Below are 18,160 nucleotides of genomic sequence, written 5' to 3' on the forward strand. Positions count from 1 at the left end.
TGATTATTTGTAGGATTTCAAGCTAAAAGTTATCATCCTCTGGAAGATTGAAAAGACCATTCTTGTCCTCAATATTGAGTACATAGAATGGTCTTTTCTTATTGGATTATTTCAAATTATATAATCATTAGAATGATTATTACAATTTGTTGTTCCCCTTTTCTTTTTCCAATAACCAAGCTTTTCGGGCTGTTCCTCCTGCATATCCTCCCAATTCTCCATTGCTTGCCACAACTCTATGGCAGGGAATGATGACCATTAATGGATTGTGGTGATTGGCATTACCCACAGCGCGAGCAGCTTTGTTTCTGCCTATACGTCTTGCTAATTCTGCGTAAGAAAGCGTTTCTCCGTATGGGATTTGCTGTAAACCTTCCCATGCGAGTAGCTGAAAGGGAGTGCCGTTTAATCGTATGGGGAGGTTAAAAGTCTTGCGCTTTTGAGTGAAATATTCCGTTAATTGTCGGCAAGCCTCAGTTAGTAACACGCTGTTTTGCTCCCTGTCTTCCGTCCACTTCGCTATCATTCGTTCGTCAATCGTATCTTCCCATTGACAATAAACGATAGCATCTTCTTCCTCGGCAAGTATTAAGTTGCCGAGGGGTGAGGGGTAACGACAGAAGTACATGGGTTATTCCTCTACAACCTCAGCGTCTTCGATATTATCTGTAACCAACTTGTCGCCTGTCACAACCTTAGCATCTTCAGCCTTCTCGTAAGATTTACGGACAAGATACATACGGATAATCAAGATGAATTCTAAGACACCATAGTACATAAATGCCCATCCGAGAACCAATAATGGAAGCTGTGCAGTCTCTATTGGCTTACTTATCAACAGAATAGCTATTGCCAAGATGACTGTTGGGAAGAGCCACATATAGACCGGAACACGAGCGTACTGACGTGAACGAGCGAGGTTCATAAACTGATTGACAGCACCGAGAATCAGTAATGCTGCAAGGATATAAACCACCCATGTGATAAACGTGTTGGGCATGACGGCAAGGATGATACCCAAGGCAATACTGCCGACACCTGCAATAGGGAAAGAAGGTGACTTGAGGTTTTCTTCTTCTTGTTGTCCTTCTTGCTGTTCAGACGTCGCTGTTTTCTTTGCTACTTTCTCCTTTTCAAAATAGTAAGCGATGCAAGAAACCAATCCAGAGAGTAGGAAGAGTATACCCACGGTGATGGTCATCCACGTCATAGTTTCCTCACGATATCTTACGAGGAGGAAACCTGTCACTAATACGATAATAGCCCTTATGGCTGATATTTGAAGTACTTTCATAGATGCAAAAATACAAAATAATCTCTATTCCAACGTTTTACTCCTTAACTTTTTATTATTTTTGCAATAATAAATGATGAAGTTATGACATTATTATATCTTGTAAGGCATGGTGAGACGGTGGATAACGCCAATCATATTATGCAAGGACAAACACCGGGAGAACTGAATGAGCAGGGTATCAAGCAGGCTGAAGAACTTGCAGAACGTTTGAAAGATGAAGCGATAGATGCCTTTGTCTCAAGTGATTTGCAGCGTAGTATTCATACCTGCGAACTGATTGCTGCCCCTCATGGGAAGGCTGTTACGACGACTCCCTTGCTTCGTGAACGTGACTGGGGTTCGTTTACAGGGAAGCATATCCCTAATTTAGCGAATCTGAAGGACCCCTCTTTATGGCCCGATGACATCGAAAGCTTAGATGCTTTGAAGGCTCGTGCTAAGGAATTTCTTACATGGTTGAAGGAAGAATATCCCGAAAAGAAAGTGCTTGCCGTAGGACATGGTATCATCAATAAAGCTATTCAAAGCGTTTATTTTGATAAGCCGATGAATGAGCTGAAGCCAATGGGGAATGCTGAGGTTAGGGTACTTGAGCTATAAGGCTAATTAGCCCTATCAACCTAATTAGCCTTATTGCGCCTAATAATAAAAAGCGAAGAGGAGCCTCACTCACGTGAGACTCCTCTCCTTCATTTAAATAACTCTCTTTGTTACATCTCTAATTTGGTCTGAATGCAGTCTTACTCATTGGTTTGCTAACTGCTAAACAATCTTTAATACCTTAATTCGTCTAATCTATTTATCTTTTAAAACCTTAGTGCTTAGTATTTAAACCTGATTGAATCAACGTCTATTTATTATATCTTAATGTCGTTATCTATGTCCACCAAATGAGCTACTTCCGTTTGAAACGCTTCCACCACCTGAGCGGCTTCCGCCAAATGTTGCGCCACTACCACCGAAGCTGTTGCTTGGTGCACCGAATGAGCGACTTGGCTCATAGCTTCTTGTTGCGCCACCATAGTTCCTACTTCCACCGAAGTTACCACCATAGTTAGGTTGAGTAACCGTTGTTCGTGTCGAACTCTCTCGTGGTGCGTAGTACTGGTTGTTACGTGGTCCATCAAAGTTTCCGCGTTGCTGATTGCCGAAGCTGCGTGGGCGGTCGTTCTGATAAGTAGGACCATTGTTATAATAGTAGTTTCCTCCTCTATTGTAATCGCCACGTATGTAGCAATCTCTCATACCATATCGGCTGTTATAATCTCCGCCGTAGAAGATTTCTCTTCCGTTATACCAACTTCTTCCGCCATTCATTCGCCAGCTGTGGGCTCCGTTGTAAACGTTGTAGAACGATGGTCGTCCGAAGTAATAATAGTCGCGGCGTGGATAACGAGCATAAATGCCAAATCTCCAGTAGCCTGCGTCCCATCTCAGTGGGCGGTAGAAATATGCTGCTTCAACATATGCACGATATTGCCAATCATAGAGGATATAGCTCAAATCTACGTTTCGATGTGACCAATACATTCCATAGAGGTCGTCTACCGTGTTGACATTCATGAGGTAATCCAAGTTTATTTCGTAGGCTGCCTCATATTGTGCCTCCGTCAGATTCAGCTCGTAAGCCATCTTATCTGTTAGAAAGAGTGCTTGTACTCGAGCCTGCTCATAACTCATTGCGCTTGTTGATGCGCCGATAACTATGAGCGATGCGATGAGGGTTAGTACTATCCTTCTCATAATCGTTACCTTTTTAAGTTCTTATTCAAGTTTCGGAGTACTTCGAAAAGCATTTCCTAACTTTCATGATGCAAAGGAACGAAGAAAAAAAGACATATAAAAAGGATTTCCCCTATGCGATGGGGGATTTTCCCTAAACTTGTGTTTGACACGATATAAAGTCCTAAAATCTCACCTTATTTATATATACAGTTAGTTTTAGTTTTAAGTTGCTGTCACTTTTAACAATTCGCGTAATAGAGTAAATATTAAATGATTACATGCTTAAAGATGATGATAGCAATGACAGGAAAATATGTTTTGATGGATTCTTTTCTCCACTTCTTCTTATAACACAAACAGCGTGGCGCATATAAGATTTACATACACATATATTAGGTCGAATGATAGGTCCGTTTCTAATCAGGGATGTATGAGCCGATTAGTTCAAAACATAAAATAATTGAAAAATGTAAACGATTAGATTTTAGGTAATATCATATAGCTGTTAGAAGGCAAGTTCTTTCTGGCAGCTATATTTTTATCGAATAGTTTTGATGTAAGAGACTTATGGTAAAAATGTGACCTATACGCCAAGAATGTAGCAGAAGATAAGAAATGTTGGTTAAATATTTATAAATATAACCTTTATTATATAAATTATGAGAGATAAACTTATTTATCTGGAAATTTATAAATACCTTTGCCCAACCAAACCGATGACATCTATCAATAATAATGTGATTTACAGAGATGCCACTTGTAGATTAGAGAGGATATAATCATATAAAAAATAGATATGGAAAGAAAAAATTATGTAAAAAAGGAATATTGTTGCCCCGAGCTTTCAGTTATTCCTGTATCGGCAGAACCCATCATGGGTACAAACTCACCCTTTGAGTCTGATCACAAAAAGGCAGAAGATGACAACAGTAACACGTTTGATGTTGAACCAGATTAACTCAAAATAATTATCAATAAGAATTATGAAGATTAACAAATTCACAAGTTTGTTTGCTACATGCTTACTTTTGGGGCTGACGGCTTGTTCTAATGACAATGTAAGTGACGCGGATTCTGGCAATGGTGCTGAGAATAAGGATTTAACAGGTAAGACTTCTTTCTCTATTACCTCAGAGGCTAAGACACGTACCTCAGGCGTTTATGATTCAGGGGTAAATTTCTACTGGACTACAAACGACAACATTTGGGTAAAGAGTGGTTCTACACTAACAGCAAGTAGTTCCAACAATATTACATCAACAACAGCAGCTTCTGCAAAGTTCTATTTCGATGGAACTTATACGGCAGCGAGCTATCCTGTTAGATACACAGGGAACGCAAGCTCTTCAGGTAACACTGTTACAATAGCAACAAGTCAGAATCAGGACGAAGCCAACAATGCGACTCAGTTAGGAACTGTTGGAGACTGCGGTGTCGGTACTGCAACACGCCAAACAGATGGATCCTATAAGTTTAATCTCAGTCATGAGGCTTCGTACATAACATTTATGCCATACTACTCAAAAGAGGAGTTGGATGCTTCTGCTGTAGTAACACAAATCAATGTTACAGTGGCTAACGGTGAAAGCCTTGCTGGAACGTTCAATTTTAGCGACAGCGGTTTAGGAGCTGCAAATAGTTCTTCTAACAGCGTAACCTTGACTTTGAACGGAACAAGTTCAACAACTGGTTTCCCTATTCCTACTACCGCTACAGCATCTAAGAATGCAGCCATAATGGTTGTAGCTCCAGGAACTTACTCAACCTTTAAGGTTACTTATACTCTATATGATTCCGTAACTGGTACAAAAAGCACTATTTCATATACATATAGTGGTATAAATTGTATTGCTGGAAAGAATCAGGTAATCAGTACTGACCTTGGCATGACGACATATACTTCTCGCAAGGCCGATTATTACATGTGGGATGCAAAGAGCAATTATTGGGATAGGTATGAGAGCAGTCAGCCTTTACTCAATAACGCTGAAAATACAAACTATGCAAGATCATCAGCGGACACAAGATGGTACAATACTGCATTCACGTATAAGGTCCAGACAAAGGCTATAAACTCATGCAAGGATGAGCCGACCTTCGAAGCACTTACATGGTATATTGGGGCAGGATCTCCACAGTTGGATAACAAAACTTTATGGGTATTTGCAAACCATCTTTATGTAGGAGGCATCTGGCTAAAGAAACAGAGCAAAATTTCACATTTTAGTTCTGAGGAAAACTATCAAGGTACAAATACGTGGGATTCAGGTGGAGATATTAAATTTACTGTAGTAATCTCTGGCAAACCAGAATCATCAGTAAGAAGAGATTATTTCTATCTTCCAGCACTTGGACAATATAAGGATGGAAAATTAACCGATTTAGGAAAAAAAGGCTATTACTGGGCAAGTACACCAAATCCAGTTAACAGTGGTCCCAGAAGTGCAGGTTATGGTAATATCATATCAGCCAACTGTCTTCGCTTTGGGCTAAATACGCAATCAGATAATGTCTATGTACGTAATTACTATGAACGTTATGTAGGCATGCAGGTACAGGAATTTGAATAGGTTCCCACAATAATGTAAGTAAAAGAGAGGCTGGAAACAATACCAAGCCTCTCTTTTTTCATCTGGAACCTTTACTGAATAAGAATGTAGAGAACACATTTATAAAGAGAGTATAATATAAAAATAGTTCTCATTGTGGCTCTCCCGTTAAATACGTAGATTGGAAAAAAACAAAGGCTTATACACTTGTAAGGTATGACTGTCCAAAATCGGACGGTCTCACATAAAGTGATAAAGCACAAGATAAGAATGCAGAAAAGGCAAATTTTAATTTAGCTGAGTCAATTTTATCCTTGCAAACGATTCAATCGGGATACGATAAGTTTATTATATTCCTTTTTCATATCTTCGTCAAGAAATGAACTCTCTATGAGCAACTTCCATTTAGGGAGAGCCTTTTCAAAACCTTTTACGAGGCGCAATACAATGTTTTCTTCTAAGCCTATTGTCTTTGCAGTGTTTAAGAAGTCATCAAGACACAGCTTCGATTTTCGTCCAGAGAGCGGCATTGCCAATTCCTCTTTGTCTTTAGGATTTGCTATCGTAGTGTTGAGAAGGTCATAAGCTGGAGCTAATTGATAATCTTTTGAAGGACGATAAAGAGAGAAGTTCTTCAGATGCATGTCGTTGTTACCAGTGATAAAGCAGAAAAGCAATAATTGCATATAGTTGGTTAAGTCGAGTTTGGGTGTACTACTATATTGTGTTATCGTTTTTGCTATCTGCTCGTACGATCCTTTATACTTATATTCTGTAGGGTGTAACGTTAACTGACACATATCCTCCATATCTATTTTCTCACCATTCTTGGTACGATCAATACGCTTGGTGAGATACCCCAACTTCCCATCAGACAAACGAATTAAGCTATGTGGTACGACTTTTATCTTTGCAGCTTCTGCAAGGTGCATTGTTAAGTCCTCATTTTCAGGCAGCTGTGAGTAAGCCTCTGTCTGTGGTTTAAAGATATAATCCCCCCAAAGTCCGACAATGGTTAATCGGTTACAACCATCGTGTTTATTGAGGTTTAGAGACAATTTAGGCTGAACTCCTGTCAGCGATGTCTGGGCGCGGATTACTTGTTCGGCTAATTCTTCGAGGTCTTTATGTTTATATTCCAATAAGGGAACATCTTTTGTACCAAAGAACTTGCGAGCACAATGAGGATGAAAGTCTTTCTGACCCTCTTCCAATTTTTGATAGCAATACAGACATTTACACATTATACATCACCTCCTAATTCTTTCCGTGGAATAATACTTACAGCGCCTATACACTCCTTACAGCATAATAGTAATAACGACATACGGTCAAGAACGCTGATGTTGGTATTGCGAAGTGCCACATCAAGCAACCATCCTTCGGGTATTAGCCCATCAAAAAATGGGAATAACACAGGACTTACAAACGGTTCCGTCTGTAATGGGAATGTCAAACTTATAGGTTGGGCATCTTCCTGTACAAGATACTTCTCGTCATAACAGAATCGGTATTCGCCACCATCTTCTGTCAGAATACCAGCGAGAATTCTCTTTCGATATATTTCTGCTTGTCTCATTGTTTCTTGGCAGGCGTAAGTTCGTAGTTGAACAAATCAAGGAGTTGATTTACTTTATCCATCTTTAGCGTTTGCTTGCCTTGCTCCACATTGCGAACAAAGCATAAACCTACTCCAGACTTCATCGCAAGGTCTTCTTGCGTGAGACCATATTCCTTACGCAAAGCCTTTACAACCATCGATAGTTTTGTTCTTTCCATATAAATTATATTACTTCGGATGTAAAGTTACAAGTTTTTTTTTTAAATTATATTATATCTGATATAAAAATGCGATTTATTTGTGTTTTTATATGGGTTCGACTATAAAATGTGATGTAAAATATAGGGAATACAGACTCAATAAATAGCTATTTAGACGATGACGAGGTATAATGGATGGTGTCGTCCTGCTTGGTAATCTTTTGGGGTGTAAGCTGTTTTGTCCGAATTTTTCACATGTTGATTTTATAAAGACCACCAAACGGCTTGCAAAAGACGCTCTTTTGGCTTGCAAAAGGTGCCCTTTTGAGGTCTTATTAACGCCCTTTTAGAGTCCAATTAAGTACCTTTTAAAATCTTCCTTTGCAACTATTTGATTACAAATAACTTACGTAGATGCTAAAACAATATGCTTTTATGTCTTTTTCTTACTTTTTCTTCGAACATTTTGTCAATATATTTCCTTGCCTTTTGAAGTTTATATCTCACACAGAGACACGGAGGTAACGGAGGTTTTATGCAAGGATGTGTAGCCCACGAAGGGGTGTTAATGTTGAATAGATAGCAGAGGACTGTTTTTATTCACTTTCCTATTTGAATTCTAACAAGTTGCGTTTACTTGCGGAGGAATTAAGTTTGCTGGTCATCTTTTTTTTATTATCTTTGTAGCTGGTATTAACTTTATAATGATGAAGAAGTTATTTTCAACCTTGGTTGTCCTTTTGATAACATCAACGATGCAGGCTCAGTATCAAGAGCCGGTACGTCGTGACACGTCAAGGTTGCAGCCATTAAAAGGCTTAGAATATAAGATAGAAATGCAGGGGAGCCTATCAAAGGGCAAGACCCCACTCTGGCTCAATGCCAATAAATATGGACTCAGTTCGCTGGAGACGGCGAACGGCTATCTACGTGGGGGCATAGAACGCCCATTGAGCACGGATGAAGGACAGAAGTTCGGCTTAGGCTATGGGTTAGATGTTGTCGTTCCTATCAATTATACAAGTAAGGCTGTTTTCCAACAGGCATACGTGGAAGGACGATGGTGGCATGGAACACTGACCATCGGAGCCAAGGAAGAACCGATGCAGATGAAGGATAATGAACTCAGTTCTGGCTCGCAGACATTGGGCATCAATGCTCGTCCTATTCCGCAGGTGCGTTTGGCATTGTCAGACTATTGGACTCTACCCTTTGCAAATGGTTGGTTGCACCTCAAAGGACACGTTGCTTACGGAATGATGACCGACCAAAATTGGCAACATGATTTCACGGCTAAGCAATCGAAATATACCGACCGCGCACTCTTCCACTCTAAGGCAGGCTATCTGAAGGTGGGGAATGATGAGGTGTTCTGCCCGTGGTCGTTAGAGATGGGGTTAGAGATGGTTAGTATCTTTGGTGGTACCTCTTATCTTCCTGATGGTCATGGCACAATGAAGACCATAGAGAATGGGAAAGGGCTGCACGCTTATTGGAACGCTTTTCTCCCAGGTGGTGCCGACAATGGTGAGACAACTTATCAGAATGTGCAGGGCGACCAGTTGGGCAGTTGGGTGATGCGTTTCAACTATGATGGCGACTGGCACGGCTTTTCACTCTATGCCGATAAGTTCTTTGAGGACCATTCTGCCATGCTCCAGCTTGACTATGACGGTTATGGTGAGGGCAGTGAGTGGCAAGAGAAGAAGCAACGTCGCTACTTGATTTATGATTTCAAGGACTGGCTATTAGGTTTTGAATATCGTTATAAGCCTGATAATTGGTTGAACACTCTTGTCGTTGAATATCTTTATTCAAAGTATCAGAGCGGTCCGATTTACCATGATCATACCATAACGATAGCCGATCATATCGGAGGCAAGGACAACTACTATAACCATTATATCCTCCCCGGTTTCCAACATTGGGGACAAGGCATTGGTAATCCGCTCTATCGTTCACCGATTTACAATGAAGATGGGACTATCTACTTTAAGGACAACCGTTTCGTGGGTTTCCATGTAGGTTTGGGTGGTCATCCTTCAGAGTATTTCAAGTGGCGTTTTCTCGGCACATGGCAGGAGGGATTGGGTACCTACGAACAGCCTTGCACGAAGAGACGACACAACGTGAGTCTGATGGGAGAAGCAACTTACACACTGCAAGGACAGAAACTTCCGATGTGGATGAGAGGTGTTGATGTCCGAATGGGCATCGGTGCCGACTTCGGTTCAGTACTCGGTGGCAACAACTATGGTATGCAGTTGACCATTACGAAGCGTGGTTTGTTAGGAAAGAAATAGCCTTTTTAATGTGAAAGAAGAACAAAACAGAATATGAAAAGAATAAAGATATTATCCTTTGTCTTGCCTCTCTTGGCACTCCTCTTCTCCGCTTGTACGTTGGAAACGGACAATGATGCAGGCAGAATGGAGGGAATGTGGCATCTTGTGAAGATAGAATCAATGACATCCGCTGCAAATGAAGACTTGAGTGAGCAGGTTGTCTTCTGGTCTTTTCAGGCAAAACTCTTACAAATGGAGGATAAGACGGGACAGCATTATAGCTATCTCTATCGTTTCCGAATTGATAATGACCAACTGGCGTTGACTTCTCCTTATCAGTTTGACCGTGAGAATGGCGACCAACCACTAACAGCTTATGAGTCAACATTAGGTTTATATGGTATTAAAAGTCTTACCCCAGTGTTCCGAATTGAGAAGATAGACAGACGAAAGATGATATTAAATGATGGGGCAGTAAGGCTCTACTTTGATAAATTCTAAGCGGTTACAGCCTGTTGAACCCTATTGATAGTATGTGAGTTATAAGCATTTTCGGGTTCTTATCTCTCTCTTCTTGACACGCTCTATCCCTCTTTAATAGACGTGCGGATGCCTAACACATGACGTGCGGAGGCTTCGCACTATTGGTGCGGACCGTAAGTTCAATATAAAGTGATGCTCGGATAGAGATAAGCAGGTGGGTAGTCGTTGTTTAAGATGATGCTTTTATACTTTATGGCTACAAAATAGTAAAAGGCAGGTGTAATCCTGCCTTTTGTCTATATATTAATAACGCTGCTTTGTTTTTTAGTTTCTTTCCTTTTTACTTCCTCTTTATTCGGTGAAAGGAAGTCCGCCCTTTCTTCTTATAAAGATGTCGAGGGTATATTGGAAGGCGATATAGATAATAATATCAATCGCAATAATCCATGTCACAAGAAGTTGATTGAAGAGAGAAAGGTTGATGATGATAAAGATAAGCGACAGTGCAATGATACTTATCAAAGCCTGATGCTGTGTTAGTCCTGCACGCATTAGCTTATGGTGGATATGGTTTTTATCCGCTCTGAAAATCGGTTTATGGTGAAGAATTCGTACGATGATGACTCTGAACACATCGAAGGTCGGTACGAGGAGTAAGGTTACGGAAAGGAGGGTTGCGCCCTTCTGATAAGGCATGACATGTGGGTTGTACATGCAGAACTTAATCAGTAGTACGCCAAGGATGTAACCAAGTGTCAGACTACCAGAGTCACCCATGAATATCTTTTGGTTCTTTTCCTGTTTTCCCCAGATGTTATGGTAAAGGAAAGGAATCAATACACCCATCAATCCAGCAATAAGGATGCAATAGACCCATATCCTTTCGCGTTGGAAAATAAAGAAAAGACCCGATAAAGCGATGAGCGTAAGGCTCGCAGAGAGGCCGTCAATACCATCTATCAAGTTGATGGAATTCATGATAAATACCAGTACGCCAACCGTTAATACCATTCCTATAATAGCAGGGATCTCATAGATACCTAAGAAACCGTAGAGGTTGTTGATGTAAAGATAGGACATCGGAAGCAGACTTGCCACAATGATTTGCATGAGAAGTTTCTTCTTTGCCCGCACGCCAAAGATGTCATCGAGTACGCCTGTTATATAGATAACGGTGATACCCACGCCAAAAAAGATGCTCCATGGGCTGACCCCAATCTTATTGCCTTTGCTTGTATAGACCCACGCCAATAGTGCTACGACCGTAGCAATCAGCATACTGGGCATAAACGATACACCCCCTAAGCGAGGAACAACATTCTTGTGTATTTTTCTGGCATCTGGTCTGTCATATAATTTTCTCTTTTTACAAAACGAAAGAATCTGTGGAATCATAATGAATCCACAAACAGCACTCATGGCAAATGCAAAAAGACTGATTAAAGTATATATCGACATTTTGTTTGTACTCTTGTGCTTAATAAAACTCAATAATTGTAATTATATTGTATTCGGTTGTCATAAAAAGTATAATTATTATCTGATGATAATCGTTTTTGCGAAATCTTCTCACTATGAATGGTTATTTGTTATTTTCTTTTTGTAAATTTGTAGCTAAAGAATATTAGTTGAGTCGTTGTCTATTATAGGCATTGGGCGGTTCTATTAAGTATTTTTTGTTAAATAATCCTTGAGCATCAACGTATGGAACGTATTGACATATCAGTTTTAATGGCTGTCTATAAGAAAGATAATCCCGCTTTCCTTCGTGAGAGTTTAGAGAGTATCTTTGCGCAGACTGTGGAGGCTGCTGAGGTCGTTTTGTTAGAGGATGGACCTTTGACGGATGCTTTGTATGACGTTATAAAGTCTTATGAGTCGAGATATTCAACCTTGAAAGTGGTGTCATACCCAGAGAATAGGGGGTTGGGTAAGACCTTAAATGATGGCTTACTACTTTGTAAATATAATCTTGTGGCGCGTATGGATGCTGACGATATCTGTAAACCGAATAGGTTAGAGATGGAGTATAATTGGCTAAAGGCACATGAAGACTATGACGTGATAGGCTCTTGGGTGGATGAATTTACAGACAATAAGACGCGGGTAAAGTCGATAAGAAAGGTTCCTGAAGCGTATGATGAGATAAAGAACTATGCGCAGTATAGATGTCCTATAAACCATCCGACAGCTATGTATAGAAAAGCAGCTGTGTTGGCAGTAGGCGGTTATCTCACAGAATATTTCCCTGAAGACTATTTCCTTTGGTTGCGAATGTTGAAGAATGGGAGTAAGTTTTATAATATTCAGGAGTCTTTGTTGTGGTTTCGTTATTCGGAAGAAACGGTGGCAAGAAGAGGTGGCTGGGCTTATGCTTGTGATGAGGTGCGTATCTTGGTACGGATGCTGAAGATGGGCTACATACCTTTCCATGTTTTTTGCCAAAGTGTTGTAATCCGTTTTACCACTCGTGTTATGCCTTTACCTATCCGTCAGCGGTTGTATAATCTGATAAGAAAAACATAGCTTCGCTGGGTTGGATAAGCTAAGAAATATCATATTTATCTACAAAGAGATGATACAATAAATTAGCAAACATTACGTTTCTATTTTTATATCGTAGTTAATTATTAAAGATAAATACAGAATTAAATACAGTTTCAATGGAAGACAATAAGAAAGAGAATGTTGCAGTAGTTTCCTTTCTCAAAAAACTTAAGCATGACTTATTACGATATGTTATCGTTTTTGTTGTTGCGTTGGTGGGATCAATCTTAGTGATTCTACCTGTTCCACGCTATTATAAGTGCGATATATCACTTGCTCCGGAGATGGATAATACCGAGAACGGTGGTAAGTTGAGTTCCATTGCGTCTTCCTTTGGTGTGGATCTTGGCGATGTTGCTTCTGCCAATGCCTTGCAACCAAGTCTTTATCCAGACCTGATGAAGTCTAATGAGTTTGTTAAGAGTCTGCTACAGATCCCTGTAGAGACAAAAGATGGTTCGGTAAAAACCAGTTACTACGATTATCTTTCTAATCATCAGAAAGAGTCGCCATACGCAAAAGCGATTGGATGGATTGCAAAGAAGTTTAGCGATAAAGACAGTCTTACAAGCAAAACAGACTCTATTAATCCGTTTATGCTTAATAAAAAGCAAGACGAAATCTTCACGAGTATAAAGAATAGTATTGCATGTGACATTGATATTAAGACTGGATTGATAACGATTTCAGTGGAAGATCAAGACCCATTGATTAGTGCTACGATTGCTGATTCGGTACGAGCTAAACTACAGAACTTCATCACCAACTATAAAACAAACAAGATGAAGAACGACGTGAAGTATTATACAAAGTTGGTAGCAGAGGCGAAGACGAAGTATGAGAACGCACGTCAGAAGTATGCGACCTTCTCTGATGCTAACCAAGATGTTATCTTACAAGAGCTTCAGTCACAACGTGACGACTTGGAGAATGATATGCAGTTGAAGTTTAATGCTTATAGTGCATTGAGTACACAGCTACAAAATGCGCAGGCAAAGTTGCAGGAACACACACCTTCTTTTACAATAGTTCAGAGTGCATCTGTACCTGTCAAGCCTGCAGGACCAAAGCGAATGGCATTTGTTTTCATTGTTGTTTTCCTGAGTATGATGGTTACATTCGTTATTTGTAACTTCTCGTTATTGTTTGGTGGAGCAAAGGGCGAATAGTTGATGATTAGAGTTAAGGATATCATAACGCGTATAAACTCATCTTCTATATCACGAAGAATGGGGCAAGGACTGGTGTGGTCGTTCACAGGAACGGCTTTAGCGAAGTTCCTTACCTTACTCGTTGGTATCATCTGTGCCCATATTTTGCAGAAAGAAGCATACGGAGAGTTCTCTATGGTGCGCTCTACTATTAATATGTTTATTGTGCTTGGCTCTGCAGGATTAGGTGTTACGTCAACTAAGTATATTGCAGAATATAGGGAGAAGCAGGCTGATAAGATTCCTGCTGTCTATGCTGCGACAAACTACTTCGGACTTTTAATGGCTATCATAACGGCAATCCTGATACTGTTAGGCGCACCGTTCATTGCTAATAACATCCTTCACCATCCAAGTATCGTATTACCAGTAAGGGTAGGAGCAGTCTTATTGTTCTTTTCTATCATCAATGGTGTACAGAATGGAGCCTTGATGGGCTTTGAAAACTTCAAAGCAATCGCTATCAATACATTGTTGGGAAGTGTCTTAGAATCGGTTTTAACGATTTTTGGAGCATATTATTTTGGTGTCAATGGAGCTATTCTTGGTTTCGGAATGGGATTCATCTTGATATTTGTTACGAATCATCTTTCTATCAATAAGAACTTTTCAGCTATTCATATAAAGAAGTTAAGCATAAAGAAACTTCATCTAAAGGACTTCTCTATCTTATATACTTATAGCCTTCCAGCAGCTTTGTCGGCACTGCTTATTACCCCTTCGTTCTGGTTGATACGCTCAATACTTGTGCGTGCAGAGGGCTTTCAGGAACTTGCAGTCTTCGAAGCAGCTGACCAGTGGAAAGTTATTATCTTGTTTGTTCCCACAGCCTTCAGTCAGATAGTTCTGCCAATCCTATCCAGTTTGCATAAGGAAAAGACCTCCTTCGTCTCTACTTTGAAGTATAATATGCTGATAGTAGGTGTTACGGCACTGTTACTATCTATCGGAGTGATGCTCTTTGGCGGTTTTATTATGAGACTATACGGAGCAACTTATGACAATTCCGTACCTGTACAGATACTTGCAATCTCAACAATATTCTCCGCTTTAGCTAATGTTCTTGAGATGGCAGTATACAGTCTTGGTAAGATGTGGCAATGTTTTGCTATTAATATTGTCTGGGCTTTACTGATGGTAGGATGCTCTTACTATCTTTGTATGAGAGGCGAAGGGGCTAATGGCTTGTCAATGGCTGTATTGATCTCATACGTTGTGTCCTTCCTTATGTTCTTGGTGTACACAATTATCGTTGTTAGAAAGGAGGTAAAGTGATGTCAGAGAAGGTTCGTTATATCTTATTTGCACTCTTTCTTTTCCTTACACAGATACTGGGTACAGGCATTGTTCCAATGGGATTGTTCGCCCTTTCGCTGTTAATGATATTCTCACCTACCACCTTTCTACGTAGTCTGAGATATACCCCAATCTTCTTTTTATTCATCTGTCTCTCCTTGGGAGTCGGCTTTTACTTTGCGTTATGCAATGGTCTGAAACCTTGGAATATAGCTTATTGGGGACAATTCTATTTCCTTTGTATTCTCCTCTTGGGTGTTAAGGATAAGAAGTCGTGCTTGGAAGCGTTGCGTGTCTTCGTTTTTATCATCTTTATTCTTGACTTTGGAACGAATCTCTTGTTCCTTGTCGGTGTGAATGTACCCTGGACAGAGCTGCCACCAGTGCGTCCTGGCGAAGCACTTGCACGTTTCCCAGGCTTTAAGGGTAATGCCTTATATTCAGGAAGTATCACCTTTGTGAGTGCTTGTTATATGCTCAACCAGAAGAAGGTGAATAAACTTGTCTTCTACATAGGACTTGCGTCGATGGTAGGCAACCTTATCTTGTCTGGTTCGTATCGCTATCTTATCATCGGAGCGGTCGTTGCAACGATGTATTATCTGCGTCTGTATAGAAGTAAGATTATGATGGTTGGAATGTATGTTTCAAGTATTGTCATCGTGTTTATGGCAACACTTGTCACGATGTTCTCTAATCTAAGTAACTTCTATCGAGCGTTTATTTGGTTCCATTTCTTAAAAGAGATAGCAAAAGACCCATGGATAGGACATGGCTTCTTTAATATCCATTTGGACGAAAACCAAGACTTTAGTACGCCTTCTCATTTGATAGCCAATGGCGTGACGGAGTCTTGTATCTTGACACTTGGCTATAGCTTTGGTGTCATCGTCTTGTTATTCTTCCTCGTAAGTATTGTCAAAACATTGTTGAGATATAAAGCATACCGACGTTATTCAGTAGAGTTAGGATTGTTTATCGGTTTAACTTTGGACCTCTTTTGGGGTGGAAGCTTCGACAATACCTATACCTTTGCGTTATTGTTATTAAGTTGGTATCTGATTAATGAGACTGCTTGTAAAAGAGAACTGAATGAAGACATTCACGATAGTAATACCGACGTATAATAATCTCGACCTTTTTAAGAGTGCATACAGTTCTGTCTGTAAGCAGGATTTTAAGGACTATGAGATTGTTGTAGTAGATGATTCCACTGATTCGTCTATAGAGGATTACGTGTCTTCGCTTAATAATCCGGTTCTTGTTTATCGGCATCATGTTCCCTCAGCAGGCGCAGTGAATAATTGGAATCATGGTTTACAGTTGGCAAGTGGTAAGTATGTTATTGTATTACACCATGATGAGGCTTTCGAAGAAGACAATTATCTGACTTCTCTAAACGTACAATTCCAAAAGGGATATGAGGTGCTTGTGACGCGTGTGAAGGTTTTTAATGGTGGAATTTTAAAGCCAAATGTCTTTTCACAGGCTGTGATGAAATTCTTCATAGGCTGCCCTTCCCTTCTTTTCCTTTGTAATGTTATTGGACCTTGCTCCTGTATTGCTTTTAAGCGAGAGCATATCACAGACTTTGACAACCGCCTTAACTGGCTTGTTGATGTTGATTGGTATTATCGTCTACTAAAGGGAAGGCGCAGAAAGTTCTTAGATTATCTTCATATCAACTCTTTTAACGACCATGAGGATAAGATTACAAATCAGATAGATGTGAAGCAATCGGAGGTGAAAGACATAGCTATTCTCAACATAAAGTATAAGTATCATCTTCTATTAAGATGTTGCTTATTCATCAATAAAATGGTTATGCTCTATGATTTAAAGGGTATAATAAAGAAACTCATCCGCAAATGAAGATAGTAAAGATATTAGGTGGCTTGGGCAATCAGATGTTCCAGTATGCTTTATACCTCTCTCTGCAGGAGTCTTTCCCCAAGGAGCGTGTGGCACTCGACCTTTCCAGCTTCCACGGCTACCACCTGCATAATGGTTTCGAACTGGAGAACATCTTTTCAGTAACGGCTCAAAAGGCTTCAGCTGCTGACATTATGCGCATAGCCTATTACTATCCTAATTATCTTTTATGGCGTATTGGCAAGCGTTTTCTGCCACGTCGTAAGGGAATGTGTTTGGAAAGCTCTTCCCTTCGTTTTGACGAATCGGTGTTGAGGCAAGAAGGGAATAGATACTTTGATGGCTATTGGCAGGATGAAAGATACTTTGCCGCATATCGGGAGAAGGTGTTGAAAGCCTTTACTTTTCCTGCTTTTAAGCGTGCTGAAAACCTATCTTTGTTAGAGAAATTAGATGAAAACAGCATTGCATTACACGTAAGGCGAGGAGATTATGTTGGTAATAATCTTTATCAAGGTATCTGCGACCTCGACTATTATCGCACTGCCATTGAGAAGATGTGCGCTCATGTTACACCCTCACTGTTTTGTATCTTTAGTAATGACATCACATGGTGTCAGCAGCATCTTCAGCCATATCTGAAAGCTCCAGTAGTCTATGTGACATGGAATACAGGTGTTGAGAGTTACCGAGATATGCAGTTGATGTCGTGTTGTGCACATAATATCATCGCAAATTCTTCCTTTTCGTGGTGGGGGGCATGGCTCAATCAGAATCGTGAAAAGGTGGTTATTGCACCTAAGAAATGGTTGAATATGGAAGAATGTCATTTCACTTTGCCAGCGTCATGGATTAAAATCTAATTCCTTTTACTTGCTGTCTGATACAAATAAAATGGCATACTCTCTTCTGCTAACACTCTTTTAGACTAAGGGATTGGGTAGTGTAACGCTTTCCCAACCACCAATTCATTCCCTTTTTATACTCTATTGTGAGGCTATAAGTGCTCCACACCAATGGTGCGAAGCCTGAACACGACATGTGCGGGGCACCAACACGGGTCTAATAGGTGGCATAAAACGACTTTATACAGGTGATATTCACTGTATGATATTAGTAAAAAAGAAGTTAGGT

Annotated in this window: 18 protein-coding genes; 11 read left to right on the forward strand and 7 right to left on the reverse strand. The window is 40.1% G+C overall.

Features of this window, described 5'->3' with window-relative positions; all coding sequences use genetic code 11:
• Positions 1–139 precede the first annotated feature (139 nt).
• Together HMPREF0659_RS07280 and HMPREF0659_RS07285 are read right to left on the reverse strand one after the other, a co-directional pair.
• Positions 140–628: a methylated-DNA--[protein]-cysteine S-methyltransferase gene (locus HMPREF0659_RS07280; RefSeq protein ID WP_013265416.1), complete on the reverse strand. Its 489-nt coding sequence runs from the start codon at positions 626–628 to the stop codon at positions 140–142.
• Between the two features lie 3 nt (positions 629–631).
• Positions 632–1,294, reverse strand: coding sequence for a DUF308 domain-containing protein (locus HMPREF0659_RS07285; protein ID WP_013265775.1), 663 nt, complete (start codon positions 1,292–1,294; stop codon positions 632–634).
• Between the two features lie 84 nt (positions 1,295–1,378).
• On the opposite strand from HMPREF0659_RS07285, the gene HMPREF0659_RS07290 reads away from it, so the two are divergent.
• Complete coding sequence (locus HMPREF0659_RS07290) at positions 1,379–1,897, forward strand: histidine phosphatase family protein (protein WP_013265649.1); 519 nt, start codon at positions 1,379–1,381, stop codon at positions 1,895–1,897.
• Positions 1,898–2,170: 273 nt separating this feature from the next.
• Here the strand turns inward: HMPREF0659_RS07290 and HMPREF0659_RS07295 are convergent, their stop codons facing one another.
• Positions 2,171–3,040 (reverse strand): hypothetical protein, encoded by an 870-nt coding sequence (locus HMPREF0659_RS07295; RefSeq protein ID WP_013265448.1) that lies wholly within the window; start codon positions 3,038–3,040, stop codon positions 2,171–2,173.
• 778 nt (positions 3,041–3,818) lie between these two features.
• Between HMPREF0659_RS07295 and HMPREF0659_RS12755 the strand changes: the two genes are divergently transcribed.
• Both HMPREF0659_RS12755 and HMPREF0659_RS07300 read left to right on the forward strand, forming a co-directional pair.
• A complete protein-coding gene (locus HMPREF0659_RS12755) occupies positions 3,819–3,980 on the forward strand; it encodes a hypothetical protein (protein WP_167310037.1) in 162 nt (53 codons plus the stop codon).
• A 25-nt stretch (positions 3,981–4,005) separates the two neighbouring features.
• On the forward strand, positions 4,006–5,592 hold the full coding sequence (locus tag HMPREF0659_RS07300; RefSeq protein ID WP_013265909.1) for a fimbrillin family protein: 1,587 nt from the start codon (positions 4,006–4,008) through the stop codon (positions 5,590–5,592).
• A gap of 287 nt (positions 5,593–5,879) precedes the next feature.
• On the opposite strand, the gene HMPREF0659_RS07305 is transcribed toward HMPREF0659_RS07300, so the two are convergent.
• The 3 genes from HMPREF0659_RS07305 to HMPREF0659_RS07315 are packed head-to-tail and all read right to left on the reverse strand — an operon-like array spanning position 5,880 to position 7,350.
• On the reverse strand, positions 5,880–6,815 hold the full coding sequence (locus HMPREF0659_RS07305) for a HipA domain-containing protein (protein ID WP_013265740.1): 936 nt from the start codon (positions 6,813–6,815) through the stop codon (positions 5,880–5,882).
• A complete protein-coding gene (locus tag HMPREF0659_RS07310; RefSeq protein WP_013265071.1) occupies positions 6,815–7,150 on the reverse strand; it encodes a HipA N-terminal domain-containing protein in 336 nt (111 codons plus the stop codon). The genes HMPREF0659_RS07305 and HMPREF0659_RS07310 overlap by 1 nt, the downstream gene beginning before the upstream one ends.
• Entirely contained in the window at positions 7,147–7,350 is a 204-nt protein-coding gene (locus HMPREF0659_RS07315) for a helix-turn-helix transcriptional regulator (RefSeq protein WP_013265868.1), read from the reverse strand. The genes HMPREF0659_RS07310 and HMPREF0659_RS07315 overlap by 4 nt, the downstream gene beginning before the upstream one ends.
• 689 nt (positions 7,351–8,039) lie before the next feature.
• Between HMPREF0659_RS07315 and HMPREF0659_RS07320 the strand changes: the two genes are divergently transcribed.
• The gene (locus tag HMPREF0659_RS07320; RefSeq protein WP_044046165.1) at positions 8,040–9,635 is read left to right on the forward strand and encodes a capsule assembly Wzi family protein; all 1,596 of its coding nucleotides are present in this window, start codon (positions 8,040–8,042) and stop codon (positions 9,633–9,635) included.
• 33 nt (positions 9,636–9,668) lie between these two features.
• Entirely contained in the window at positions 9,669–10,118 is a 450-nt protein-coding gene (locus HMPREF0659_RS07325) for a lipocalin-like domain-containing protein (protein ID WP_013265542.1), read from the forward strand.
• Positions 10,119–10,451: 333 nt separating this feature from the next.
• Here HMPREF0659_RS07325 and HMPREF0659_RS07330 read toward each other — a convergent pair whose 3' ends face one another.
• Complete coding sequence (locus tag HMPREF0659_RS07330; RefSeq protein ID WP_044046024.1) at positions 10,452–11,558, reverse strand: MraY family glycosyltransferase; 1,107 nt, start codon at positions 11,556–11,558, stop codon at positions 10,452–10,454.
• 246 nt (positions 11,559–11,804) lie between these two features.
• On the opposite strand from HMPREF0659_RS07330, the gene HMPREF0659_RS07335 reads away from it, so the two are divergent.
• The 6 genes from HMPREF0659_RS07335 (at position 11,805) to HMPREF0659_RS07360 (ending at position 17,889) form a co-directional block, all read left to right on the forward strand.
• On the forward strand, positions 11,805–12,626 hold the full coding sequence (locus tag HMPREF0659_RS07335) for a glycosyltransferase (protein ID WP_013265334.1): 822 nt from the start codon (positions 11,805–11,807) through the stop codon (positions 12,624–12,626).
• Positions 12,627–12,763: 137 nt separating this feature from the next.
• Entirely contained in the window at positions 12,764–13,816 is a 1,053-nt protein-coding gene (locus HMPREF0659_RS07340) for a chain-length determining protein (RefSeq protein ID WP_013265468.1), read from the forward strand.
• 3 nt (positions 13,817–13,819) lie between these two features.
• Positions 13,820–15,133 carry an oligosaccharide flippase family protein gene (locus HMPREF0659_RS07345; protein ID WP_052299138.1) on the forward strand — a complete coding sequence of 438 codons (1,314 nt, stop codon included), beginning with the start codon at positions 13,820–13,822 and terminating at the stop codon, positions 15,131–15,133.
• On the forward strand, positions 15,133–16,281 hold the full coding sequence (locus HMPREF0659_RS07350; protein ID WP_013265190.1) for a ligase: 1,149 nt from the start codon (positions 15,133–15,135) through the stop codon (positions 16,279–16,281). Before HMPREF0659_RS07345 ends, HMPREF0659_RS07350 begins: the two co-directional genes overlap by 1 nt.
• Positions 16,247–17,026, forward strand: coding sequence for a glycosyltransferase family 2 protein (locus HMPREF0659_RS07355; RefSeq protein ID WP_013265916.1), 780 nt, complete (start codon positions 16,247–16,249; stop codon positions 17,024–17,026). Before HMPREF0659_RS07350 ends, HMPREF0659_RS07355 begins: the two co-directional genes overlap by 35 nt.
• Entirely contained in the window at positions 17,023–17,889 is an 867-nt protein-coding gene (locus HMPREF0659_RS07360) for an alpha-1,2-fucosyltransferase (protein ID WP_013265889.1), read from the forward strand. The genes HMPREF0659_RS07355 and HMPREF0659_RS07360 overlap by 4 nt, the downstream gene beginning before the upstream one ends.
• The last annotated feature ends 271 nt before the right edge of the window (positions 17,890–18,160 follow it).

The organism is Prevotella melaninogenica ATCC 25845, assembly GCF_000144405.1.
In the GTDB taxonomy this organism is placed as follows: domain Bacteria; phylum Bacteroidota; class Bacteroidia; order Bacteroidales; family Bacteroidaceae; genus Prevotella; species Prevotella melaninogenica.

What these genes read in the sequence shown, in the direction of transcription:
- HMPREF0659_RS07280 (WP_013265416.1), bottom strand. Translation starts at nt 628, where the DNA reads ATGTACTTCTGTCGTTACCCCTCACCCCTCGGCAACTTAATACTTGCC.
- HMPREF0659_RS07285 (WP_013265775.1), bottom strand. Translation starts at nt 1,294, where the DNA reads ATGAAAGTACTTCAAATATCAGCCATAAGGGCTATTATCGTATTAGTG.
- HMPREF0659_RS07290 (WP_013265649.1), top strand. Translation starts at nt 1,379, where the DNA reads ATGACATTATTATATCTTGTAAGGCATGGTGAGACGGTGGATAACGCC.
- HMPREF0659_RS07295 (WP_013265448.1), bottom strand. Translation starts at nt 3,040, where the DNA reads ATGAGAAGGATAGTACTAACCCTCATCGCATCGCTCATAGTTATCGGC.
- HMPREF0659_RS12755 (WP_167310037.1), top strand. Translation starts at nt 3,819, where the DNA reads ATGGAAAGAAAAAATTATGTAAAAAAGGAATATTGTTGCCCCGAGCTT.
- HMPREF0659_RS07300 (WP_013265909.1), top strand. Translation starts at nt 4,006, where the DNA reads ATGAAGATTAACAAATTCACAAGTTTGTTTGCTACATGCTTACTTTTG.
- HMPREF0659_RS07305 (WP_013265740.1), bottom strand. Translation starts at nt 6,815, where the DNA reads ATGTGTAAATGTCTGTATTGCTATCAAAAATTGGAAGAGGGTCAGAAA.
- HMPREF0659_RS07310 (WP_013265071.1), bottom strand. Translation starts at nt 7,150, where the DNA reads ATGAGACAAGCAGAAATATATCGAAAGAGAATTCTCGCTGGTATTCTG.
- HMPREF0659_RS07315 (WP_013265868.1), bottom strand. Translation starts at nt 7,350, where the DNA reads ATGGAAAGAACAAAACTATCGATGGTTGTAAAGGCTTTGCGTAAGGAA.
- HMPREF0659_RS07320 (WP_044046165.1), top strand. Translation starts at nt 8,040, where the DNA reads ATGAAGAAGTTATTTTCAACCTTGGTTGTCCTTTTGATAACATCAACG.
- HMPREF0659_RS07325 (WP_013265542.1), top strand. Translation starts at nt 9,669, where the DNA reads ATGAAAAGAATAAAGATATTATCCTTTGTCTTGCCTCTCTTGGCACTC.
- HMPREF0659_RS07330 (WP_044046024.1), bottom strand. Translation starts at nt 11,558, where the DNA reads ATGTCGATATATACTTTAATCAGTCTTTTTGCATTTGCCATGAGTGCT.
- HMPREF0659_RS07335 (WP_013265334.1), top strand. Translation starts at nt 11,805, where the DNA reads ATGGAACGTATTGACATATCAGTTTTAATGGCTGTCTATAAGAAAGAT.
- HMPREF0659_RS07340 (WP_013265468.1), top strand. Translation starts at nt 12,764, where the DNA reads ATGGAAGACAATAAGAAAGAGAATGTTGCAGTAGTTTCCTTTCTCAAA.
- HMPREF0659_RS07345 (WP_052299138.1), top strand. Translation starts at nt 13,820, where the DNA reads ATGATTAGAGTTAAGGATATCATAACGCGTATAAACTCATCTTCTATA.
- HMPREF0659_RS07350 (WP_013265190.1), top strand. Translation starts at nt 15,133, where the DNA reads ATGTCAGAGAAGGTTCGTTATATCTTATTTGCACTCTTTCTTTTCCTT.
- HMPREF0659_RS07355 (WP_013265916.1), top strand. Translation starts at nt 16,247, where the DNA reads ATGAAGACATTCACGATAGTAATACCGACGTATAATAATCTCGACCTT.
- HMPREF0659_RS07360 (WP_013265889.1), top strand. Translation starts at nt 17,023, where the DNA reads ATGAAGATAGTAAAGATATTAGGTGGCTTGGGCAATCAGATGTTCCAG.